The 21,638-nt window shown below is 58.8% G+C and carries 18 protein-coding genes, 1 tRNA gene and 1 pseudogene; 9 read left to right on the top strand and 11 right to left on the bottom strand.

The features are described from left to right. Positions 1-69: 69 nt before the first annotated feature. The 3 genes from RYC18_RS09745 to RYC18_RS09735 all read right to left on the bottom strand — a co-directional run bounded on the left by RYC18_RS09745 (position 70) and on the right by RYC18_RS09735 (position 1,634). Complete coding sequence (locus RYC18_RS09745; RefSeq protein ID WP_316885516.1) at positions 70-210, bottom strand: hypothetical protein; 141 nt, start codon at positions 208-210, stop codon at positions 70-72. Between the two features lie 5 nt (positions 211-215). Further along, positions 216-698 (bottom strand): hypothetical protein, encoded by a 483-nt coding sequence (locus RYC18_RS09740; RefSeq protein ID WP_225231668.1) that lies wholly within the window; start codon positions 696-698, stop codon positions 216-218. Positions 699-1,558: 860 nt separating this feature from the next. Further along, positions 1,559-1,634, bottom strand: a tRNA-Asn gene (locus RYC18_RS09735). A gap of 325 nt (positions 1,635-1,959) precedes the next feature. Here RYC18_RS09735 and RYC18_RS26415 point away from each other — a divergent pair. Together RYC18_RS26415 and RYC18_RS26410 are read left to right on the top strand one after the other, a co-directional pair. Further along, positions 1,960-3,138, top strand: a pseudogene (locus RYC18_RS26415) (cache domain-containing protein); the annotation flags it as partial. A 63-nt stretch (positions 3,139-3,201) separates the two neighbouring features. Next, the gene (locus tag RYC18_RS26410; RefSeq protein ID WP_373561842.1) at positions 3,202-4,047 is read left to right on the top strand and encodes a methyl-accepting chemotaxis protein; all 846 of its coding nucleotides are present in this window, start codon (positions 3,202-3,204) and stop codon (positions 4,045-4,047) included. 41 nt (positions 4,048-4,088) lie between these two features. Here the strand turns inward: RYC18_RS26410 and RYC18_RS09725 are convergent, their stop codons facing one another. Genes RYC18_RS09725 through RYC18_RS09705 form a run of 5 tightly spaced genes read right to left on the bottom strand, consistent with a single transcriptional unit; the run spans position 4,089 to position 10,632 of the window. Then, on the bottom strand, positions 4,089-4,931 hold the full coding sequence (locus tag RYC18_RS09725) for an energy transducer TonB (RefSeq protein WP_316885510.1): 843 nt from the start codon (positions 4,929-4,931) through the stop codon (positions 4,089-4,091). Further along, positions 4,928-5,374, bottom strand: coding sequence for a protein TolR (tolR, locus tag RYC18_RS09720; RefSeq protein WP_005745933.1), 447 nt, complete (start codon positions 5,372-5,374; stop codon positions 4,928-4,930). The genes RYC18_RS09725 and tolR overlap by 4 nt, the downstream gene beginning before the upstream one ends. A 9-nt stretch (positions 5,375-5,383) precedes the next feature. Then, positions 5,384-6,094 (bottom strand): protein TolQ, encoded by a 711-nt coding sequence (tolQ, locus tag RYC18_RS09715; RefSeq protein ID WP_016981370.1) that lies wholly within the window; start codon positions 6,092-6,094, stop codon positions 5,384-5,386. Positions 6,095-6,149: 55 nt separating this feature from the next. Beyond that, entirely contained in the window at positions 6,150-8,078 is a 1,929-nt protein-coding gene (locus RYC18_RS09710; RefSeq protein WP_316885507.1) for a phytase, read from the bottom strand. A gap of 37 nt (positions 8,079-8,115) precedes the next feature. Beyond that, the gene (locus RYC18_RS09705; RefSeq protein WP_005780145.1) at positions 8,116-10,632 is read right to left on the bottom strand and encodes a TonB-dependent receptor; all 2,517 of its coding nucleotides are present in this window, start codon (positions 10,630-10,632) and stop codon (positions 8,116-8,118) included. A 523-nt stretch (positions 10,633-11,155) separates the two neighbouring features. On the opposite strand from RYC18_RS09705, the gene RYC18_RS09700 reads away from it, so the two are divergent. Together RYC18_RS09700 and RYC18_RS09695 are read left to right on the top strand one after the other, a co-directional pair. Then, positions 11,156-12,070 (top strand): GGDEF domain-containing protein, encoded by a 915-nt coding sequence (locus RYC18_RS09700; RefSeq protein WP_005755754.1) that lies wholly within the window; start codon positions 11,156-11,158, stop codon positions 12,068-12,070. A gap of 9 nt (positions 12,071-12,079) precedes the next feature. Next, positions 12,080-13,117, top strand: a complete 1,038-nt coding sequence (locus RYC18_RS09695; RefSeq protein ID WP_031596678.1) for an AraC family transcriptional regulator — start codon at positions 12,080-12,082, stop codon at positions 13,115-13,117. Positions 13,118-13,124: 7 nt separating this feature from the next. On the opposite strand, the gene RYC18_RS09690 is transcribed toward RYC18_RS09695, so the two are convergent. From RYC18_RS09690 to RYC18_RS09680, 3 genes are read right to left on the bottom strand one after another with little or no spacing between them, the layout of a single operon-like run. Continuing rightward, on the bottom strand, positions 13,125-13,799 hold the full coding sequence (locus tag RYC18_RS09690) for a response regulator transcription factor (RefSeq protein WP_004665622.1): 675 nt from the start codon (positions 13,797-13,799) through the stop codon (positions 13,125-13,127). Positions 13,800-13,819: 20 nt separating this feature from the next. After that, on the bottom strand, positions 13,820-14,689 hold the full coding sequence (locus RYC18_RS09685; RefSeq protein ID WP_010198975.1) for a phosphatase PAP2 family protein: 870 nt from the start codon (positions 14,687-14,689) through the stop codon (positions 13,820-13,822). Then, positions 14,689-15,384, bottom strand: coding sequence for a histidine phosphatase family protein (locus tag RYC18_RS09680; protein ID WP_004665623.1), 696 nt, complete (start codon positions 15,382-15,384; stop codon positions 14,689-14,691). The genes RYC18_RS09685 and RYC18_RS09680 overlap by 1 nt, the downstream gene beginning before the upstream one ends. A 518-nt stretch (positions 15,385-15,902) precedes the next feature. On the opposite strand from RYC18_RS09680, the gene RYC18_RS09675 reads away from it, so the two are divergent. From RYC18_RS09675 to RYC18_RS09655, 5 genes are all read left to right on the top strand, one after another. Then, a complete protein-coding gene (locus RYC18_RS09675; RefSeq protein ID WP_016981371.1) occupies positions 15,903-17,057 on the top strand; it encodes a mandelate racemase family protein in 1,155 nt (384 codons plus the stop codon). Positions 17,058-17,143: 86 nt separating this feature from the next. After that, the gene (locus RYC18_RS09670; RefSeq protein WP_316885500.1) at positions 17,144-18,766 is read left to right on the top strand and encodes an ABC transporter substrate-binding protein; all 1,623 of its coding nucleotides are present in this window, start codon (positions 17,144-17,146) and stop codon (positions 18,764-18,766) included. A 40-nt stretch (positions 18,767-18,806) separates the two neighbouring features. Next, on the top strand, positions 18,807-19,844 hold the full coding sequence (locus RYC18_RS09665) for an ABC transporter permease (RefSeq protein WP_016981373.1): 1,038 nt from the start codon (positions 18,807-18,809) through the stop codon (positions 19,842-19,844). Then, entirely contained in the window at positions 19,844-20,749 is a 906-nt protein-coding gene (locus tag RYC18_RS09660) for an ABC transporter permease (RefSeq protein WP_016981374.1), read from the top strand. Before RYC18_RS09665 ends, RYC18_RS09660 begins: the two co-directional genes overlap by 1 nt. Before the next feature lie 48 nt (positions 20,750-20,797). Then, positions 20,798-21,637 carry an ABC transporter ATP-binding protein gene (locus RYC18_RS09655; protein ID WP_029240939.1) on the top strand — a complete coding sequence of 280 codons (840 nt, stop codon included), beginning with the start codon at positions 20,798-20,800 and terminating at the stop codon, positions 21,635-21,637. The last annotated feature ends 1 nt before the right edge of the window (position 21,638 follow it).

Raw genomic sequence — 21,638 nt, 5'->3', positions numbered from 1 at the left:
AAATATCGCAGCTGCAAATCCGTTTTCTGTATTCTCTTGGTAGCTGACTAGTTCATAGTCCTTAATAAATTACTTAGCTTGAGTATCTGAAAACCCCCCTTTTTTTGGGTCTTTTAACGCAGCGACTACATCTACATCCGCCAGCGATTTAAATAGCCCATATGATGCCTGCGCCAACAGACTATTTAGCGCATAAGTCTGAACATTCATTCCATTCACCTGCTCAAGATGGGAGGAATAACTTCCTCGATAATGTTTTTTCTATTTGAATTACCGGAACACTGCGCGCTTCGACCCACCTGATCAGCAGAAAAAAAAGCAAATAGTAAATCTTGTATTAATCCACCAGAATACTGAACCACAACGGACTCACCTAGCACCGCGTCAGTATCTATATTTTTTACAATATCCTTTTCGATTTTTCCGCCGCCCAACATTTTTATCTGCTGATTCTGATATTGATACTTACTTCTAAGGCTTGTAACTGCTTCTTTATCTACAATCCCACTGGGGTCTTTATAAAACCTGTATATTTGGTCTGTAACTGGCTTTAATCCGGTGAGTTCAGGACCCTCAATGAAACTATACCCATGATTCAGAAAGTAACGTGACTCTACTTCCCCGACATCAGGATAAAAAAAACCGTCAACAGACTCTTTGCCATAGATGTGCAGCCCTGCCGTAGTAGCGCACGCCACTCTCCACTCAGCATAAGAATAGAGTTCAGACCCATAGAATATAAACGACAGACAGAGAAACCTTATTACAACGTGAACCTTCCTTACATTGCTCGAGTAACCCCACAGAGAAACTTTGCAAATAAACCAGAAAGCAAGAACATAGTACAAGTACAACAACGGCATTACGAAGATCGCCAAATTTTCACCTCTCCCTTATCATCAGAGCACGCTGATGCCACAACATTATTTAAATAAACATGCAGACCAAGTGATCTACATTCGAGAACGCTATAGTGCAAATAAATTTCAACACGTAGTTTTCAAACCAACGTGCTGATCCAAACAGTAAAGCGCTTGGCATGCATTTTTTGCATGCCATGAATCTTAATAAATATCGAAAAGACATCGGTGGAGGGTCTTCTTCAGCCACCTACAACGGCCCTCGTCGACCTGTATCAAATCTTGTACAAATCTGTAGAGGAAGTAAATTGCGCTCGGTGCTGGCAGATTGCTTTTATTGCAAATACCGAATAAATCCGACGAACGGTTTGAACCATCTGCTATAGGCTCATCTGACTGCGGCTGCAGCGGCCGCGCGAAATCGCCCTTCGCTGAAAAAAACGCTGGGTTTTCCAAGAAAGGGTCTATTGGATTAGGGTTTGACGGCGGTTCGGGCGAGAGGCGAATTCAACACGTGACGACATGCGCTGTAGCACGCGGTGCTCAAGGCTATGACGCGAAAAGTGCTTGAAAAGTGAGGAGCAAAGCGAGATTTAAATTCATTACTGGCCGCGAGTAAGGCTCCAAACCTTAGCTACCGCGGTTAAGTGATTGCAGAGCAATCACTTAAATCAACACTGAACTTGAATTACAGAAAGTGGCTCCACGACCTGGACTCGAACCAGGGACCCAGTGATTAACAGTCACTTGCTCTACCAACTGAGCTATCGCGGAATGAGCGCTATGTTACTGATTAGGAAAAGGAAGTCAAGCAAGGGCTGAAAAAATTTCGGCGCTGCGGCTTGCGCGCGCCCAGCGTTACGAACACGTCGTAAGGTGGCCATAGAACGAGCTTCTGCCCGAAGGGCGTAGGAGTTTCAGGAGGTTACGACGGCTACGATGGGCTGCGAAGCGGTTCCAAAATGGGCTACGGTTGTACCAGACGTACCACGTGCACCGTTTATGCTGCCGGTTCCCGGCAGATCGCGGACAAGTCCGCTCCTACACTTGAGAGATCGCGGACAAGCGGGCATCGCCCAGCCCATTTGAACGTACTGAAATGGGCGTTTATGTCACATCAAGAAACATCTGCATCAGCCGACACCTCGGTCAGGTAGTCCCTTTCCCACGGCTCAGGTATAACAAAAAAATGGCCTCGCTCAAGACAGTGCAAGCTCGCTACACCGCAACCTTCGTGGGGTTCATGGCCTTGGTCATCGTTCTGACGGTTTATGGAATCGGTCAGTTCGTCTCCCCCAGGCTCACCGCCAACGATGAAAACATGCTGACCGCCAAGGCAGCAGATATCAGTAACGAGATCAAGACCGAACTGGCCCGCGTACAGGCGCAGGCGCGGGTCATTACCGAACTGGTGCCGCAACTGTCCAGTGACGATATCGACCGCCTGCTGCCGTTCATGGTCAACCAGTACGGCGAAGCCAAGGTGTTTGGCGGCGGGATCTGGCCTTTGCCGAACGTGCGCACGCCCGGTCGTGCCAAGCACAGCACCTTCTACCACCGCGATGCGTCGGGAAAATTGATCGTCAACACCCATTGGAACTCGCCTGAGTCGCTCAACTATTTCGAACAGGGCTGGCACAAAGGCGGCTTGAACTCCCCCGCTGGCCAATGCGCCTGGGCGCCCGCCTATCAGGATGCCGCCAGCCCGGAACCGCGCACCAACTGCGCCATGGCCATTACCAAGGACGGACAGCCTTGGGGCGTGTCGACCATCGATGTGACGCTGGGCTTCTTCAACAAGCTGGTTGAAGCCAAAGAGCAGGAAGTCCATGGCCGGATCATGATCATTGAGGCCGATGGCAAGATTCTGTCCAACGTGCCGGGCAGCAGCGACAAGATCGTGCTGCGCAATGTCTCCGAACTGGCGGCGCAATCGCCGTTCATCAATGGCATCAAGTCGGCACTCGCCGTCAAAGGTTCTGGCACCTCGCGTCTGACCTACCAGAACAGCGATGGCGAAGAATCAACGCTGTTTCTGATGCCGGTTGCTGGAACGCCCTGGTTGCTGGCCGTTTCGCAAAACACCGACCTGCTGAAAAGCCAGAGCGAAACCGTCCTCAAGACCCTGGCCTGGCTGCAGATCCCGATGGTTCTGGTGCTGCTGGTGCTGATGATCGTGGCGTTGCGCACGCTGATGAACCGTCTGGGCGTGCTCAAAACCAACATCGACACGCTGTCGGCCGGTGACGCCGATCTCACCCGGCGCATTGCCGTCAAAGGGCACGATGAAGTGGATCAGGTGGGTGAGTCGGTCAACAACTTCATTGCCTACCTGCAACGCATGATGCTCGACGTCAGCAGTTCCACCAGCGAGATTGCCAGCGGTATCGAACAACTGCGCAGTCAGGCGGGCGTTACCAGTGCCATTCTGATCCGTCACGCCAACGAAACCGATCAGGCCGTTACTGCGATCACCGAGATGTCCTCCACCGCGGACGAAGTGGCCCGCAGCGCGGCGCAGACCGCAAGCTTCACGCAGTCGGCCAATGAGAACGCGCAGGTATCGAAAACCGTGGTTGCAGACGCTTCTGACAGCGTGAATGCACTGATCAGCGAGGTCGATTCGGCCACCAGCAAAGTGCAGTCGATGGAGCAGGACGCCAAGCGCATCAACGCGGTGCTGGCGGTGATTGGCGAAATCGCCGGGCAGACCAACCTGCTCGCGCTTAACGCCGCCATTGAAGCCGCGCGCGCCGGCGAACAGGGCCGTGGCTTTGCGGTCGTGGCCGATGAGGTGCGCGCCCTCGCCGCTCGCACCCAGGCCAGCACGTCGGAGATCAACGAAATGCTCGGCAGCCTGCAACAAGGCGTCAGCGCCGCAGTAGCCGCGATGGAAAAAACCCGCCAGAGTTGCCAGACCACGGCAGGCAAAACCACCGCAGTAACAAGCGGCCTGGACGACATGACTCGCTCGGTTCTGCAGATCAACGACCTGAGCACGCAAATCGCCACAGCGGCCGAGGAGCAAAGCGCGGTGTCAGAGGAAATCAGCCGTAACATCATTGCCGTTCGGCACATCGTCGAAGAGCTGGTCGAAGGCGGCTCCAGCAACGAACGCAGCACCGCTGCCCTTTCCGAGTCCAACACTCGCCTGATTGCGCTGGTACGGCGCTTCAAGGTCAGTTAAAACCTCTGCGGGCCTGCCGCAGCATGCATCAGGCCCGCTGTCTATTTGATCCGGTAGTGGAAGGTATTCTTCACCCCGGATACGGTCACCGCCCTGCCCTCGACAACCCGTGGCTGATAACGAAAGGTTTGCGCTGCGGCCAGTGACGGACGGATGAACAATGGATGGCACGCACCCTGCACTTGCGGGTTGACCACCGTGCCTTGCGGCGACACGTCGTAGACCACCGTGCAATCACCCTCGATGCCTTTGTCCAGAGCCCGTTCGGGATAGTCCGGAGCCTCCTTGCTGAGTGGCTGATACTGGCTGCTGTCAGCGGCGGCCTGCTGTTGTGCTGATTGCTGCGCCTGGCGGGCGCGCTCGGCAGACTGACGCGCCTGTTCGGCCTGACGTTGTTGCTCAACCTGCTGACGTTGCTGCTCGGCCAGCCGCTGCTGTTCCTGGCGCTTTTGCTGCTCGGCTTCGTGCAGGCGCTGAACGCTCTGTTGCTGTTCGCGCTCGCGCTTTTGCTCGTCAACGCGCTTGCGTGCCAACGCCGCCTGTTCGACCTGGCGCTGCGGCTCTGCCTGCGGTTTTGCAGCTTCTACCGGCTGGGTGATCGGCAGCGAGGCCGGTGCAGGTGGCGGCAGCTGAACAGGCTCGACAACCGACGCAGCGGTGACTGGAACCGGCTCAGGCGCTGGCGGCAAAATCACTAATTGCGTGGTCAGGGTTCTGGTCTGTGCGGGCGGTGCTTCGTGTGGGCTCCAGCCGAACATAAGACCGCCCAGCAGCACGCCATGCAACGCCAGTGCGACGGCAACGGCCAGTCCATTGCTGCGCAGCCAGGGCCCATTCACCCATTCGCGGCGCGGCGGGTGGTAATCGAGGGCCAGGGTGTTCATTGCGGGGCCTCGGTCACCAGCCCCAACTGCGTTACGCCACTGCGTTGCAGCGCCGCCATGGCGGCGACTACCCGGCCATAATCAGCCTTGTCATCGGCGCGGATGAACACTTGCGTGTCCTTGCGCTCGGCAACCAGTCGGGCGATGCGCTCCTGCATGTCTTCAAGGCTCGCGGCCTGATCGGTCTGCGTTTGAGTATCGACCGTGTCGCCCAGGTTCCAGTAGTAGCCGCCCTGCGCCTTGACGGACAGGGTCACGATGCGCTGCCGGGTATCGGTGGCGAGTGCTTCGCTGGCGACTTTGGGTAACTCGATTTTCACGCCTTGGGTCAGCATCGGAGCCGTGACCATGAAAATCACCAGCAGCACCAGCATCACGTCGATATAGGGCACGACATTCATTTCGGCTTTCGGGCCATGTTTGCGTTGTGGTTTGACCAGCATGACAAGTCCTCAGGCCGCAGCGGCCATGTTGCGGGTCAGGCCTTGCAGGGTGCGGTTCAGGCGCACCTGCAGTTCATTGCCGAAGCTGTAGTAACGGGCCGTGAGCGTCTGGCCACGCGCGGCAAAACGGTTGTAGGCGATAACGGCAGGAATGGCGGCGAACAGGCCGATGGCCGTGGCAATCAAGGCTTCGGCAATACCCGGCGCGACCGTCGACAGTGTGGCCTGCTGCACTTGAGACAGGCCGATGAAGGAATTCATGATCCCCCAGACCGTGCCGAACAGACCGATGTAGGGGCTGACCGAGCCGACCGTAGCGAGAAACTGCAGGCCTTTTTCCAGTTGCAGCTCCTGCTCGCTAATCGCGACTTGCAATGCGCGTTCGACGCCTGACAGCACTACGTCAGGCTCGATGCCGGGACGTGGCTTGAGTTGCACGTACTCGGCATAACCGGCGTTGAAGACGCGCTCGATACCGTCAGCGCCCTCCTGAGCCGAATGGCTTTCGGCGTACAGCGTTGCCAGCTCGGCTTCAGCGCGAAAGCGCTGCTGAAATGCATCCAGCGTCCGCTCGTAATGGCCCAGCGCAAGACTGCGCTGGATGATCAGGTACCAGCTGACCAGCGAAGCGAGTAACAGAATCAGCATCACGGCCTTGACCAGCAGGCTGGCATCGCTGATCAGGCCCCAGATAGTCATGTGTTCGAGGGTGGCGTGCATCGTGGTAGTCCTCTGTAATGGAACGAATGATTAGCACCGCTTGATGACAAACGACTTACGGCAGCTTCAAGGTTTTCATCACCTCGGCCCACGGCACGAACTTGAAGTTCTGCGCCTGCTCGGGCATGCGTTTGCGCCCGTCCTGCACCACCAGCATGCCTTTGCTCCAAGGGCCGCCGAGGTTCATGGAGGTCACTTCGATGCCGTCGGTTTCCGAGGTACCGTCAATCCCGGCGTTCGCATTGAGACCGACCCGAAAAGCGCCGCGCAGTGCGTAAGGCGGCTCGGCATCGACCACCACGTAGCTGTCGTTACCCTGACTGGAGATCACCAGATAGTCGTGCTTGTCACTCTGATACAGCGCCAGCCCCTCGACATCGGCATGCACCGCCTCGCCCACCTTGATCACACTGGAAAGCGTCGCAGGCTGATCCGCCCGCGCATTGACTTCCCAGACGCCAACGTCCTCTTCACCGAGAAACAGGCGTTGACGCTGGTCATCGGCCACGCAGCCTTCCGGCTGGGTGTCGACCTTGAAGCGGCGTACCAGCTCGCCTTTTGCCTTACCGTCGGACGCGCTGAGCCGATACTGGAGAAAGCTGCCGTCTTTACCGTTGGCGAAGGCGTATAGCTCGCCACTGGCAGGTTTGAACAGGCAGACGCCATAGATTTCCGCCAATGGTGTGGGGATCTCTCCCGCTTCACGAATGACGCCGCTGACCCGGTCGATGCTGAACAGGTTCAGGCTGTTGTGATCCCGGTTACTGGCTACCGCCAGATCGACAGTCTTCTTGCCGAGCATGAAGCCTGGGCGTAGATCGACGTTGTTCAGGCGGCCTACCGGTAATTCCTGCAACTGCTTGCCAGTGAGGTCATAAGCCAGCAGGCCCTGCTTTTTGTTGGTGCCCAGCACGCGACTGAGCGCCGGATTTTTCGGGTGGACCCAAATGGCCGGGTCGTCGGCGGCGTCACCCTGACGCCCGACCGGCTGGCTCTGACTCGCCGCCATGACAGTCGGCAACGGCTTGGCGTTATTCACCGGTTTGGGCGACCAGCTCAGTTCCCCCTGATACAGGCGCTCGCCGTCATTGTCGTTGACCAACACCTGCAAGCTGTTCTTGCTCTCACGCACAGAAAGCCCTTCCGGCTTTTTCAGGCTCATCAGCGACAGATCGGCCACCGGCGTCCAGCTCTCCAGCGAATCCTGCTGCTGATAGAGATGCAACGCCTTGCCTTTCGGGTCCAGCGCCAGCAAACCGCCCGGAACAATGGCCATTGCCCCCGCCGCCTGTTTCAAATCGCCAAACGGTTCGCGCAGAGCCACAGGCTGACGTGCGACCTCAGCCTCGGGGTGCGCCGAATAAGCCCACCAACCGATGTTTTGTTCATTGACGAACAACCTGTGCGCAGCGTCATCGACCTGACAAAACTCGGCTTTGGGTGGTAGCGGCAGGTTGCGCACCAGGCGTGGCGCGTCGTTCAGTCGATTATCTGCGCCAATCAGCCATTGTTCGCCCTTGCCCTCCTCGCCCACCAGAAACACAAACAGGTTGCTGGCGTCATCGCGGTACAGGCACAGACCAGCCACTGAATAATCGCGTGCGGGCAGATAAACCGGCTTTGACCAGTGTGCTCCGGTCGGATCGAGCTGGGTCAGCATGGCCTGCTGGCGGGCATTATCCAGCGTTGCAATGAGCACACTTGAGCCTGTAGTACGGCTGTCGAGCCCTTGGAACGACCCCGGCATTTTCGCCAGCTCGCGGCCCTGCTCATCCAGCAGCAACAGACCGGCCTTGACGCTCGCGGCCAGGCGGCGGGTGCCGTCACTGCCCGGCAGAAAGCTCGCCGATTGAGCCCTGAACGAAGCATTTTCAGCCCAGCGTGTCAGGTTCAGGTCCATCGGCGGCGAAGCGTGCGCAGCCCCGGCCGCAAGACAAAGCAGTAGCGCCAGGCACGCTGGCTTGGGTGATAACGAAATGATCATGAACGGTTGAATCCTTTGAATGAGCGCGTCAGGTCGATCAGAAGTGAGTGAAGGTCAGGCCGACTTTGTAGGTCGGGCCGTATTCTTCGTACTGGCCGTTGTAGGCGCGATGACCGCTGTAGACGAAATACGGCTGATCGGTGAGGTTCTGCGCCTCGAAGCTGACCTTGAGGTTCTTGGTCAGTGAATAGCGGGCGCTGAAATCGACGAAAGTCTGCGCATCCACGTACTGGTCGTGATCCTTGTCGCCGATCGACGCCAACTCGTAGAGATAGGCCGATTTGTAGTTGGCGGACAGACGCAGACTCAGCTTGTCGTTCTCCCAGCCGAGCATGACGTTACCGACGGTTTTCGACTGGCTGGGCAGGTCGATATCGCGCTTGCGGTTGGTGCCGGTGCTCTGGTCGAAACCGTTGATGCTCGCGTCGGAACGGCTCAACGTGGCGTTGGCGCCCAGCAGCAGACCGTTCCATGGCGATGGCAGCCAGTCGAGCTTTTGCGAATAGGCCAGTTCCAGGCCATAGAGCTTTGCCTTGTCGCCGTTGGCGTAGGTGTTGGCTTCGGAGAAGTTCGCCCACTGCCCGGTGCCCGCCAGGTCGGTGTTGTAGACGAAATTCTGGATGTCCTTGTAGAACACGAACGCCGACACCGTCCCCGCTCGGCCCATGAAGTGTTCGATGCCCAGGTCAAGGTTGCTCGACTCCAGCGGCTTCAGATTCGGGTTACCGAAAGAGGCTTCGTCATCGTCGATCACAAAGCCCGGCGCCAGTTGCCCGAACGTCGGGCGCACCACGGTTTTGGTCCAGGCGGCGCGTAACTGGGTGCTCTTGTCGATCTGATAACGGGCATGCAGGCCCGGCAGCCAGTGGTGATAGCGGCGGTTGGTGGTACTGGACTCGAACGCGCCATCGCGCACACCGGTGCCCTTGGCGTCCATTTCCGTGCCTTCGTAACGCAGGCCGGCGATGAAGCGCCACTTATCGACATCCAGGGTATTCATGAAATAACCGGCATTGATGTCTTCGTTGATCTTGAAGTCATTGGCCCGGCTTTCGGCCTCGTCGTAGGCGTCGGCGGCGTTCAGGCCGCCGATCAGGCCCTTGACCGCAGTGGGACTGATACCGCTGCCGAAATTGCCCAGTCGATAGTCGATGGTGCCTTTCTGGAACTGTGTCAGGTTGAGTTGCTGATCGCTGAAACCCTGGTCATCGAAATCGTCGTATTTCCAGACTTCCAGATCGTTGCTTTTGTCGCGTCGGCTGACCTTGCCGCCAAACTTGAACTGCGAGGCATAGCCCTTGAAGTCGTAATCGCGGGCCAGGTCGAGGCGCACGTTCTTCTCGGTGTCTTTGGTGTACTGCTTTTCCCGGTCGACCTTGTCCAGAGTAAAGTTCGAATTGTCGTAGAACGAGGGATCGACGATGGGCCTTGGCTTGTCGCGGTCGTAGAAACCGGTGTCGGCAAAATCATCGTTGCCCACGAATGTGGCCCCGGCAATATGGCTAGGGCTGTCTTCACTGGACTCGCTGTAACCGGCCTGGCCGCTGAGGGTCCAAAGGCCGACCATACGCTCGCCACCAAACACGTAGGACTGGATTTCCTGAGTTTCGGTGCGCGCCTTGAGCTTGCGCGTGCCTTCGGCATCGCCGGTCTGCCCTGCGCTCTGGGCATTGGCAAATTCGAAACCGTTGGTGGTGCGCACCTCATCATCCTTGAAACGGCTGTACAGGGTGCGCAGGTAGTATTTGCTGAGGTCATCGGGTTTGTAATCGAAGTTAAGACCACCCCCGGTGCGCTCGCGGCTGATGTCGTAGTCGCGTTGTTCAAACGATTGCAGTCGCGAGCCGTCCCAGTCTCCGCCGGTCTCGACGTTGTCGGAGCCGAAATCACGCTTCTGCCAGCTCAGTGCTGCCGCCACACCGAAGTTGTCGATGCCGTCGCCAAGGCTGAAACGATTGCTCGCCGCGCCGGAAAACTTGGGGCTGGTCTGGTGGGTGTTCTTGTCGTAGCTGGCTTCGCTGCTGCCGGTGTAGAACAGCCCTTTGTGGTCGAAGGCAGAGAGGCTTTCGACATCGACTGTACCGCCCAGCGAGTTGGCGTCCATGTCCGGGGTCAGGGTTTTGATCACTGACAGTGACTGCACCAGTTCGGCAGGCAGCACATCCAGCGCCACGGCGCGTCGGCCACTTTCCGGGGCAGGCACCAGCGTGCCGTTGATGGTCACGCTGTTGAGGTCAGGCGCCAGTCCCCTGACGGTGACAAAGCGCCCCTCGCCCTGATCGCGCTCGACGCTGACGCCCGGCATGCGTTGCACTGCTTCGGCGACGTTCTGGTCCGGTAACTGCGCAACACCGTCGGCATGCACCACGCTCTTGATGCTGTCGGAGCTGCGTTGCTCCTTGAGCGCGTTGTCGATACTCGCCGCCTGCCCGACCACTTGCACGTGCTCGGTGGTATCGGCTTCGGCCGCCTGTAAGCGTTCGCTGGCAATGGCAAATGCCAGCGCGCTGAGTGTGAAGCCGACCAGTTGAGCCCTGCTGCGACGCCTGTGCATGTTAAGTCCTCCCCCATAATCCCGACAGGCCAGGCAAATGACCCGGCAACTGGAGGCGCAAGCTAGAGTCGTGCAGTGACGGTTCTGTGACAGGTAACGGGCGCAGGGGCTGGAAACAGCGGGTTTGGGGGTGACTTGGCAGGCAAATGAGCTGATTTGACTTTCAGGCGGGGCTGGCCGGAATCAAAAGCCGATGTGCGTATGACTCTCGTTCCAACGCTCCGCGTTGAAACGCAGTTCGTGACGCTCTGCGTCGCCAGTGCCACCGTGATCGAGAAGCACGTATGGCGACCTCCTGCAGACGCATCATGACATTGTGCTGCTCCGGAGACTTGTGACGCAAAGCGTCACGAACCGCATGCGTTTGGCAGGCGAACCAGCCGGGTGGCGGTCAGGCGCGTAGAAAAAGCCTGCAACACACGTGAGCTGATTCGACCTTTCGCGGTCCGCGTTACCCGTCACCGAAGTGTCATGTACATCTGTTCTGCTGGCCGATAACCAGCAGCTCGGGAGCCGTCTTTTCATGTTCAGGATCATCCAACCCCATCGCTGGAAACTCGCTGCGCTGATGGTCGCTTCCAACCTGGGCCTGCTGGCCTTTCTGGCATTTGGCAACGTCAAACAGGTCAGCGAATGGCAATGGCTGGACATCGTCGGCGAAGGCGGCTCCGCGCTGCTGTCGCTGGTCTGGCTGTTTCTGGTGTTCAAGAGTCGACCAGCCGGTCGGGTCACCAATTACCTGTCGACAGGCCTCAGCTGTGTGTTCTTTTCCTGGTGGATCGACGCGCTGGACGAGTTCATTCGCCTGCCCAGCCACATCCAGTGGGGTCACTGGCTGGAATCCGGACCGATGCCAATCGGCCTTATCCTGCTGACCCTCGGTATCTATCACTGGCATCGCGAGCAACTGGCGATCAGTGCGCAGATGGAAAAGCGCGAGCGTGGCTTTCGTGAGCATCGGCTTTACGACAAGCTCACACCGCTGGGCAGCGCCGACTATCTGAAACGCCAACTGGTCGTCAGCCTTGAAGAAAGCCTCTGCCAGCAGCAACCGTTGTCGCTGCTGGCACTGGATGTGGATGACTTCAGCGCGATCAATAACGCATTCGGTCATGCCGAGGGCGATGAGGTTCTATCGGCGCTCAGCCATCTGCTGGTACTCAATTTGCGCCGCCAGGACCTGCTCTGCCGTCTGGCGGGCGACCGGTTTGTGGTGTTGTTGCCCAATACTGGAGAGAGTCAGGCGAAACTGCTGGCGCTGGAGCTGCAACAGGCGGTTGCCAGCCTGGCGCACAAGACTCGGCAACAAGGTGAACGCATTCAACTGTCGGCCAGCGTGGCGGTGGTCATGGCCCTCAATGAAACGCCGGACAACCTGCTGCGTCGCCTCAACCTGTCGCTGGCCCGCGCCCGACGTCCCCTGACCCGTACTGCCTGAGCGACTGCCGTGACTCTCAAAAGTGACTGGTACGAAGCCGACAGCCGCTTCATCCCCGGCCATTACCAGCCGGCTACGCTGATTGATCTGGCCTTGTCGCGCGGGATCGACAGCCATCGCCTGCTCAAAGGCACAGGCCTGTTCTACGAAGACATCGTTGCGGGCAAGACGCGGCTCAGTGCGCAGCAATTCTTCGTTCTGATCGGTAACGCGCAACGCCAGATGGAAGCCGACGACACCAGTTTCCTGTTCGGCCAGCGACTGTTTCCCGGCCATTACGGCGCCGCAAGCCATGCGCTGCGTCATGCGCAAAACCTGCATCAGGCGCTGGAAATCCTGATCCACCAGCATGCGCTGCTCAGCCCGCTGCTGACGCCGCGTCTGGAGCTGGATGAGCATTTTGCCTACCTTTACTGGCTGGACAGTTGCGGCGCTGGCGAACAGCAACGCTTCCTGCTGGAGGCCGGTATGACTGCACTGGTCGCGATGAGTCAGTTGCTCAGCGGGGAACGGCTGCCGTGGGAATGCAGTTTCTGTCACGAGGAACCGCGCTACATCGAACAATACTGGGTGCATCTGGGCGAGAACACGGCATTTCGCCGCCCGCTGGACATGATGCGCCTGCCCCGGCATTACCTCACCCGTGCGTGGCCAGGCGCATCACCCATCGCCGTGCAGGTCGCACAACAGGAAGCCGCCGGGCAACTCGCTGCGCTGGGTATGCCATTCAGCCTGCTGGACCGGTTGCACCAGCACCTGCGTGATAACGTGCGCCAGGCTACCAGCCTGGAACAGGTTGCAAATGCCTTCGCCATGAGCCCGGCTACGCTGAAGCGCAAGTTACACAAACACGGCACCAGCTTTCAGGCCCAGCACGACCTGGCGCGCAAGCATGTCGCGCTGTACCTGTATCAGATCAAGGGGCTGAGCAACGAGGCTGTGGCGGACTACCTGAACTTCAACGATCCGGCCAACTTCCGCCGCTCGTTCAAACGCTGGACCGGCAGTACACCGACCTTGATCCAGCGCCTGTTCAATTTCGACTGAGCAGGCCTCAGCGCTGGACACACAACTTGTAACCCAGGCCGTGAGCGGTATGCAGCAACGGCGTCTCGTGATCGCCGTCCAGCACCCGCCTAAGGATATGAATGTTGCTGCGCAGGCTACTGCTGTTCGGGGCATCACGCCCCCAAAGCACTTCTTCCAGCTCGGATCGCTTCACGATATGGGGACTTTTGCGCATCAACAATTCCAACAGCTTCATGTTGGTCGGGTTGAGCTTCAAAGGCACACCGTTGCGGGTTATCTCAAGGGTATCCAGATCGAAGTGCAGGTCAGCGACCACCATCACCCGGTTATCCTTGCGCTGGCGTCGGCCCACCACCGCCTCGACCCGGGCGAGCACCTCGGACATTGCAAACGGCTTGGTGATGTAATCATCGGCACCCACCTTGAAGCCGGTGAGACGGTCATCCAGCTCATCCCGCGCACTGAGCATCACAATGGCGACTTCCGACTTCGAATACTGGCGCAGACTGCGGCAGATCTGGTTGCCATCAATGCCCGGCAACATGATGTCGAGAATGATTGCATCGAAGCGCTTCGAGGCGGCCAGGTGCAGCCCGCTCAGGCCGTCCAGCGCACCTTCGACCGCGTGCCCCCTGAGTTCGAAGAATTCCAGCAGGTTATCGTGAATGTCACGGTGATCTTCAATAACCAGAATGTTCATTGCAGCGCCTTCTTGTTTTTCTACCCGGCCGAGCGGGACCCTGTTGCCATTGAATCGGCAGGTTGAGTAAAAAATTCATCACGCCGACCGGAAACCGCTGCGTTGCGAATCGGCTGTTGCAACCTGGACCGTCCATAAAAGCACAGTGCGACCAGCAGCGTGCTCAGCCACACCACGATACCCGCCCAGAACGTGTGCGACATAAAGTGCCAGCCTTGCAGCACCCGCGTAGTGCCGTAGATCATGCCGAGCACAAGAATGCCCGCCAGCAGGGCGTTGGTATGTTTCCAGCAGTAGCGCCGAGCCACGAAGTACAAGGCCAGCAGACTGAATGCGCTTGACGCATGACCACCCGGCCAGCAACGCCCGGCACCGGCCTCATGCAGAAAATTGAAGTTTCGGAACCACTCGATGTGCGCCTCGCTGCCACCGTACAAGGTGGTTTCAACGGGGCAGTACACACTGGTGTGGCTTTTCAGGTAATGGATCATGCCGGTGCTTAACGCAAAGGCAACGATCACGAAAAAGAAGTCCAGCCGATGCCTGCGCGTAAAGCGCAGAAACGCCTCTGTCCGGGACCCCGACAGGCGCCTCACGAAGCGCGAACCGGCCTTTTTTTCCAGTAAAGGCCAGACAAACGACAGCATTGCACCAATGATCGCCAACTCGCCGGTCCAGTCCGGGATGATTCGCGCCCACTTGTGCGTGATGGTCTCGAACAGATGCATCTGCCCGATGGGAAATACACCGGCTGCCGAATCAAAAAACAGGTTACTCAACTGTCGGTCAATACTGGTCAGGTCGAATGTCACGAAGACCAGTAGAGCGAAAAAAACGGGTACACCCAGATTGACGGCGTAAAACCGCAGCCTGGGGCTGGAGGATGTCATCAATTGAATTGCTCGCTGCTGAGGTTGGCCCATTGCCCGGAGGTCAGGGAGCCGAGAATTTTAGGCCGGTGGGTACCATCCATCTGCACGAAAAATGCCTGAGCGTATTCACTTGAACGCTCGCCGCCGATCACGCCGACCTTGCGTTCAAACTGGTCGATACAGCCGCTGTGCGTTACCAGCACCAGGTTCTCGCCACTGACCTTATGGTCTTCGACGACCTTCATGAAACCGCCGTCGCAGTCGTTGATCCAGTCCTGAGCGGCCACGGAATGGCCTGCCAGAAGTTGTGCAGTCTGTTGAGTACGGGTCTTGGTGCTGGCGATCATGCGCACATGGTCCATGCCCATTTTCTGCAGACCGGCGCCCACTGCCAGCGCCGCATCCCGCCCGTTGGAAGTAATGCCGTCAGCATCGCCCATGCAAGGGTTGGTCGAGCGGTCGCAGCGTTCGGCGTGCCGAACCATCACCACCACATCACCTTGCCGCCAATGCTCGCGAAGACCGGAAACCTTCAGGTTGCTGCCAACGCCCAGATCCACTACATGCACGCTTGAGAACGCCGTATAAAACCAGGCGCAGATCGCCAGTAATACGACAGTCACCGTTATCGAGACGATGTGCTGATGCACTTTGTGGCGCTGCTGAATGCCCGAATCGGCAAGCACATTCTTGTTTATTGTCGTGTCAGCCAAGTGACCACTCCTGCCATGAACCTATGTGTGGTGTTGACTCGGGAGGTGCCCGATGTCTTCACCGCTCCCGTGCAGGCAAGATAGGTTCAGCATCGTGCTGACGCAGTGAAGAAGATGTGAAAAACGTGTTGTGGCCCAGCGCCATGTTTTTCTGCAAGTGCCCTGAAAACGGGGCTTTGCGGCTTTTCTGATTTGAACATGAAGATAATTTAAGCGTTTTTCGAAAAATTCAGCGCGTCCCTGCCCTGCACGGGGCATTCCTGGCGCGACGACAGGTTCCGTGCAGGCCTCAATGCTATTAAGGGGCTAAAGGTATAACGACTTAAGCACAGTCATGCCGCTCAAACACCCCACAGCAGCCATCGCTACTCGCTCATACCTGCCTATAACGCCCGTCAATACAGGAAATAGTCGTCATACGACTATTGACATCGTCCTACAAGGCTGCAAATAATCGCCCCAGTGTTGTATGACGACATACTAATAACCTGATAACAACAATATCCATGAAGGTCCTCATGAAAATCACTTCGGTCAGTGTCGACGTTTTTTCCTTCCCTTCACGCCGCGCTGTGGACAGCGCAGGTCATGCCCATCCAGGCGAAGAAAAACCGGTCAAAATGGCCATGCTGCGTATCGCCTGTGACGAGGGCAGCGAAGGATTTTCCTTTGGCTCGCCCGAACTGATCCGGCCACACATCATCGAGTCGTTCGTGAAAAAGGTGCTGATCGGCCAGAACCCGATGAATCGTGAAAAAATCTGGCAGGAACTGGCCCACTGGCAACGCGGCAGCGCCAGCCAGTTCACCGACCGTGCGCTGGCACTGGTAGAGCAGGCGCTGTGGGACCTTGCCGGACGCGCCTTGAAACTGCCCGTGCACAAACTGTTGGGCGGCTATCGCGACAAGGTACTGGCCTACGGCTCGACCATGTGCGGTGACGACTTGCCCGGCGGCCTGTCCACTCCGGACGAATACGGCCAGTTTGCCGAAAAGCTGGTAAAGCGCGGTTACAAAGGCATCAAACTGCACACCTGGATGCCGCCGATCTCGTTCGCGCCTGACCCGCGTATGGATGTACAAGCCTGCGCTGCGGTTCGTGAAGCGGTCGGCCCGGACGTTGCCCTGATGCTCGACGGGTATCACTGGTATAGCCGCACCGACGCGCTATACATCGGGCGTGAACTGCAAAAGCTCGACTTTGCCTGGTTCGAAGAGCCGATGATGGAAGACTCTGCCGAATCCTACGCCTGGCTGGCGGCCAACCTGGACATTCCGGTGCTTGGCCCGGAAAGCATTGCCGGCAAGTACCACAGCCGCGCCAGCTGGGTGACCAACAAGGCCTGCGACATCCTCCGTGCTGGCGTGGCTGGCGTCGGCGGCATCGGGCCGTGCCTGAAAGTCGCGCATCTGGCCGAGTCGTTCGGCATGGACTGCGAAGTCCACGGCAACGGCGCTGCCAACCTCGCCGTGGTCGGCGCGATCAGCAACTGCCGCTGGTACGAACGCGGCCTGCTGCACCCGTTTCTTGAATACGACGATGTACCGGCCTACCTCAATACGCTGGTCGACCCAATGGACAGCGACGGTTTCGTGCACCTTTCCGGGCAACCGGGACTGGGCGAAGACATCAACTTCAGCTATATCGAGACACACACCGAACAGCGTTACTGACTGGCAGCATCGCGAAGGGCACGCCGAGCGCCCTTCGCTCGACATCCCGACACAGCGTCTTATAAATATAAAAAAGGACTGCCCCCATGAAGCTCTGGCTCAAGCGCCTGCCCTGGCTGCTATGCCTCGCCCTGACGGCGATACTCGTGCACACCCCGCCCGCTCTGGCGCGCGGTGAAACACCGGTCGATCAACTGGTGGTCGGCATGAGCATGATCAACCTGCTGTCCCTGGACCCGGCAGGTGCCACCGGCCTTGAGGTGTCCGAGGTCAACGCCAATGTCTATGACATGCTGCTGGAACAGGACGCTGCCCGCCCCGACCAGCTGATTCCGGCACTGGCCGAGCGCTGGGAAATCAGCCCCGACCGCATGCGCCTTACCTTCCACCTACGCCCGGGCGTGACATTTCACTCCGGCAACCCGCTTACTGCCCAGGACGTTGCCTGGTCGCTGCAACGTGTGGTCACACTCAACAAGGCCCTGGCTTCCACCTGGAAAGCCTACGGTTACACCGCTGACAACGTCAGCAAACTGATGCGCGCCGAAGGACCATCGACCTTCGTGCTTGACCTGCCCAAAGCCACCGACCCCATGCTGGTGCTCAACACGCTGGCAACCTCGCCCAGCGCCTTCGTCATTGATCGGCTGACCACGTTGCAACATGCCAAGGGTGATGATCTAGGCGCCGCCTGGCTGACCACCAACACAGCGGGCTCCGGCGCATTCAAGCTGGACATCTGGCGTGCCAACGACGTGATTCTGATGAGCCGCTTCGAGCAATACTGGCGCGGCCCGGCCAGACTGCGCCGGGTGATCATGCGCAACATGACCGAATCCCAGGCGCTGCGCCTGATGGTGGAGCGCGGAGACCTGGACGTGGCGCGCGGTATGGCGGCCACCGATATAAAGGCACTGACCCGTTCGAAAGACGTCAATGTGCAGACCATCCCGCGCGGCACTCTGTACTACATCGCACTGAGCATGGAGCAGCCACTGTTTCAGGATATCCGGGTGCGCCAGGCAATTCGTGCGCTGATCGACTATCAAGGCATCAACTCCGTGGTCATGCCGCATTACGGGCTGATCAACCAGCGCCCGCTGCAACTGGGGCTGGCGGCCAGACTGGATGATCCGGGCTATGCGCTCAATGTCGCCGAGGCCAGGCGCCTGCTGGCCGAAGCCGGACACCCGAATGGCTTCAAGATCACCATTCGTTCGCTGACCGATTCGCCCTTCATCAACATCGCCACCAGCCTGCAATCGACCCTCGCCCAGGCAGGTATTCAGGCGTCGATCATTACCGGCACCGGCAATCAGATCTACGGCGCAATGCGTGACCGGCGCTTCGACATTCTGGTCGGGCGTGGCGGTGGCGGTGGCGAGCGCCATCCGCACTCCAGCCTGCGAGCGCTCATTTACAACCCGGACAACCGCGAAGAAGCCAGGTTGAGCAACTTTCAGGGCTGGCGTACCTCGTTCTACAACGCCGAGATCAACCAACTGATCGAGCAGGCCGAACGCGAGCGTGACGCCAGTAAGCAACTGGCCGACTACCAACGCATCCAGACCCTGTATGACCAGAAAGCCGGGCCGATCATGCCGATTTCGCAGATGACCGATGAAGTGGTCATTCACGCCGATGTCCAGGATTACCTGGGTCACAGCGCCGCGACCACGCGCCTGCGTGACGTCTACAAGCAACGCTGAACCCATGCGTTCAATCGCTCAAGCCAAGGCAGGAATAACCATGTCGAGTGCATCGATTTCAATTTGGAGCAGTCGGGTTGCCCACGGCACCCGTCGCAGCGGATCAGTGGCGGCGACCCTGTTCGGCCTGCTGTTGCTCACTTTCTTCATTGGCCGGGTCATGCCGCTGGACCCGGTACTGGCCATCGTCGGCCCTGACGCAGATGCGGCCGCCTACGCTCAGGCGTATCAGGAACTGGGCCTGGACAAGCCGCTGACCACCCAGTTCGTCATGTACCTCAGTGACCTGCTGCACGGTGATCTGGGCAAAGCCCTGCTGACCGGCCACCCGGTGATAGACGACATCGCGCGGGTCTTCCCGGCCACGCTGGAGCTGGCCACCCTGGCAATCCTGTTCGGCGTGCTGCTGGGCTTGCCATTGGGGGTGTATGCCGCCACCCATCAGGGCCGCAGCGGCGACCATATTGCCCGGGTCATTACCCTGTTTGGCTATTCCACGCCGATCTTCTGGCTGGGCATGATGGCTTTTCTGGTGTTCTACGCCTGGCTGGGCTGGGCCGGAGGGGTTGGACGCATCGGTCTGGCTTATGACGGCCTGATCGAAACCCGTACCGGCCTGTTGCTGATCGATACCGCGCTGTCCGGCGACTGGGAGGCCTTTCGCAGCGCACTGCGCCACATCCTCCTGCCTGCGGTAATTCTCAGTTTCAATTCGGTGGCGTATATCAGCCGCATGACCCGCAGCTTCATGCTCGAACAGCTTTCGCAGGAATACATCATCACCGCCCGGGTCAAGGGCCTGTCGCAGCGACGCATCGTCTGGGGCCATGCGTTCCGCAACATCCGCGTGCAACTGCTGACCATCGTCGCCCTTGCCTACGGCGGCCTGCTGGAGGGCGCGGTGCTCATAGAAACCGTGTTCGCCTGGCCCGGTTTTGGCCAGTACCTGACCAGCAGCCTGCTGCTGGGCGACATGAATGCCGTAATGGCCTGCGTCCTGCTGATCGGGTTGATCTTCGTGATCCTCAACCAGATCAGTGACGCCCTTTATAAAGTCTTCGACCCGAGAACCCGCTGATGACGACTTCCATTGCAAGCAGCGCCACGCCCATGGTTCAGGCGCCAACCTCCAGCCTCGCAGCATTGGCCGCCAGCAGTGCGCGCCTGATGCGTTTTCTGTTGCGCAACCCGATGACGCTGGCGGGGCTGATCGTCATCGGCACGCTGATGATCGTCGCGCTGTTCGCGCCATGGATCGCAACTCATGACCCGCTGGCTCAGGACCTGTCGGCCGCGCTGCGCATGCCCGGAGCACAGAACTGGTTCGGCACCGATGAATACGGCCGCGACGTGTTCAGCCGATTGGTCTACGGCTCGCGCATCACGCTGTACATCGTGATGCTGGTGACGGTGATCGTCGGCCCGATCGGCCTGCTGATCGGCACTGTGTCCGGTTATTTCGGCGGCTGGGTCGACAGCCTGTTCATGCGCATCACCGACATCTTCATCTCGTTTCCCAGCCTGGTGCTGGCACTGGCCTTCATCGCCGCCCTGGGCCCTGGCCTGGAACACGCAGTCATCGCCATCGCCCTGACGGCCTGGCCACCGATCGCCCGCCTGGCGCGGGCCGAAACCCTGTCGCTGCGCAACGCCGACTTCGTTGTCGCGGTGAAGCTGCAAGGTGCCTCGGCAGTGCGCGTGATCGGCCGTCACATCATTCCGATGTGCCTGTCTTCGGTGATCATCCGCCTGACCATGAACATGGCCAGCATCATTCTCACCGCCGCCGCACTGGGCTTTCTCGGCCTCGGCGCACAGGCGCCGCTGCCGGAATGGGGCGCGATGATCTCCAGCGGCCGTCGTTACATGCTGGAAAGCTGGTGGCTGGTGGCGGCACCCGGCGCCACCATCATGCTGGTCAGTCTGGCGTTCAACCTGTTGGGCGACGGATTACGCGATGTACTTGACCCACGCAGCGAATGACACGCATCGAACAATAATAAAAGGGCTAAAACCATGTCACAGACAGCCATGCCACAGATAAAGCTGGCAGTAGAAGATTTACGCGTCGAGTTCAGTCATGCGGGCAAGGTCACGGCAGCCGTTCGCGACGTGTCATTCAGCCTTGGCCGGGAAAAGCTGGCGATTGTTGGCGAATCGGGATCGGGCAAGTCCACGGTCGGTCGCAGCCTGCTGCGCCTGCATCCGGCAACGGCCAGGGTCACGGCGAAAACCCTGCGTTTCGGCGATATCGACTTGCTTGAATGCAGCGAAAAACAGATGCAGAGCATTCGCGGGCGGCGCATGTCGATGATCATGCAGGACCCGAAATACTCGCTGAACCCGGTGATCAAGGTAGGCGAACAGATCGCTGAGGCCTATCTGGCGCATCACAGGGTTTCGAAAAAGGAAGCCCGCGAACGCACGCTGGACATGCTCGCCAAGGTGCACATCCGCGAACCGGCGCGGGTCTACGAACTGTATCCCCATGAAGTTTCGGGCGGTATGGGCCAGCGGATCATGATCGCGATGATGGTGATCACCGACCCGCAAGTGATCATCGCCGACGAGCCGACTTCCGCACTGGATGTGTCGGTGCGCCGTCAGGTGCTCAACGTGCTGGAAGAGCTGGTCAGCGAGCGCGATCTGGGCCTGATCTTCATCAGCCACGACCTGAATATGGTCCGTCACTTCTGCGACCGGGTGCTGGTGATGTACGCCGGGCGTGTCGTGGAATCGCTGAACGCCAGCGAACTGGATCAGGCGCGTCATCCCTACACGCAAGGTCTGTTGGCCGCCCTGCCCAGCCTGGATCACCCGCGTGCCAGCCTGCCGGTTCTGCAACGCGATCCCCTTTGGCTCACTCACTGAG

The organism is Pseudomonas syringae group sp. 247E2 (assembly GCF_032587795.1).
GTDB lineage: Bacteria > Pseudomonadota > Gammaproteobacteria > Pseudomonadales > Pseudomonadaceae > Aquipseudomonas > Aquipseudomonas amygdali.
Note: the sequence above shows the minus strand (reverse complement) of the source record. Positions and strands in the feature narration are given on the sequence as shown.